This is a genomic window from Nitrosospira sp. Nsp2 (assembly GCF_003050965.1).
Taxonomy (GTDB): Bacteria; Pseudomonadota; Gammaproteobacteria; order Burkholderiales; family Nitrosomonadaceae; genus Nitrosospira.
The window spans coordinates 1-1,588 of record NZ_QAOU01000020.1; the positions used below are offsets into that span (position 1 = coordinate 1).

The 1,588-nt window shown below is 52.3% G+C and carries 1 protein-coding gene and 1 pseudogene; one reads left to right on the forward strand and one right to left on the reverse strand.

Annotation, left to right across the window (positions count from 1 at the left end; genetic code table 11):
- Positions 1-309: 309 nt before the first annotated feature.
- A complete protein-coding gene (locus tag C8R31_RS15730) occupies positions 310-1,170 on the reverse strand; it encodes a LysR family transcriptional regulator (protein ID WP_258192746.1) in 861 nt (286 codons plus the stop codon).
- Positions 1,171-1,382: 212 nt separating this feature from the next.
- Between C8R31_RS15730 and C8R31_RS16355 the strand changes: the two are divergent.
- A pseudogene (locus tag C8R31_RS16355) lies at positions 1,383-1,588 on the forward strand (efflux transporter periplasmic adaptor subunit); the annotation flags it as partial.

The following is a 1,588-nucleotide window of genomic DNA, read 5'->3' on the forward strand; positions in this document are numbered from 1 at the left end:
ATGCCGAATTCGCCCTCACCTCCACCCACCGCTTCCACCTGGTATCAGTCGTCCAACTCTACAAGGCCCTCGGCGGCGGCTGGGCAACACAGTGAGTAAGACCCCATGACTAGTCCACGGCACGTGGTGATGACGTTCAGTTGACGGTGCCGCTTTCCTTGTCACTTGGCATAAGTCACAGCCTCAGGAGCTCAGCACCTAGCAGTTCAACACAATAGCCTTATGCTGCCTTAGCGTTCAACCGGGCGCGGGTGTTCGCGCCGTTATCGATTTAACCAGTCCGAATTAAAAATTGGACGAGCCGACGGATTATAGTGCGGCATGAATCTGCTCGCGCAACCACTTGTGCCCCGGATCGCGATGTGAACGCTCATGCCAGACCATAGCCATCTCGTACCCGGGAATTTCGAACGGTGCCTCGAACGCGCAGAGTTCGTCCGACAGGTTGCGTATGAGGCGTGACGGAAGCATTGCCACCATGTCCGATTGGGTGACTAAAGCTGGAACGAATAGAAAATGTGGAACGGACAACACAACCCGCCGCGTTTTCCCCATCTTCTGAAGCATGGTATCCGTAACGCTTCGAAAACCTCCGCCATCGGGGGAAACCATAATGTGCTCCAGAGTGCAGAACTCATCAATTGTAGGTTTGCGCTTCACACACGGATGGTCTTTCCGCGCGATGAGCACGTAGTGTTCCATAAAAAGAAACTTGAACCGAAGCTCTGGGGGAACGCGATCCATGGTCAGGAAACCAAGGTCGCAGATACCCTGTTCCAACTGCTTGGCCATTTTCGGTGGCGCAGTATCGCGGATAGCAATGCGAGTATGTGGCGCAGCATCTCTCAGCCTGGACAGAACGGGGAGGAGAATCGCAGACTCTGCATAATCTGGAGCAGCAAGGCTCCATGTCACGTGGGCAGTTGCGGGATCAAATGGTTTTTTCGGCTCAATGACGCGTTCGAGCTCAAGAAGAGCCGAACGTAACGGCTGAAGGAGCTCAAGTGCCCTCGACGTGGGCAACATTCCCCGGGGTCCCGGCAGCAACAGCGGGTCGTTATAAATATGCCGCAGCTTGCCCAGCTGCACGCTTACCGAGGGCTGGCTCAGGTTAAGGCGCTCCGCAGCCTTGCTGACGTTAAGTTCTGTCAAAAGCACCTCCAGCGTCACCAGGAGATTAAGATCGATATGATGGAAATTAAAAATAACTATACCTGATATTGTATTAATTCATTTCTACTATACCAGAGACTAATCTAAACTTCATCGCCCTCTCTCTTAAAGGCCCCCGTCATTAGATATCGTGGACGGTCAGAAGGATTGAGGAATTGTTCCAGTTTCTTAATAGTTGTCTACCTACAAGTCATTACATACATACACGAATGTATAAAAACTGTTTATTGGTTTATTGGAAGGCTCTTCTTGGGCTGACGCTATGTCTTACCTTGGCCGCGTGCGGAAAAAACGAGGCAGCAATCCAGCCGGGCCCAATTGCGCTTCCTGTCAGCGTAATTGAAGTTCGGCCGACCAGTGTGCCGATCAGCGCAGAGGCGGTTGCTCAAACCGAAGGGGCCAAGGAGGTTGAAAT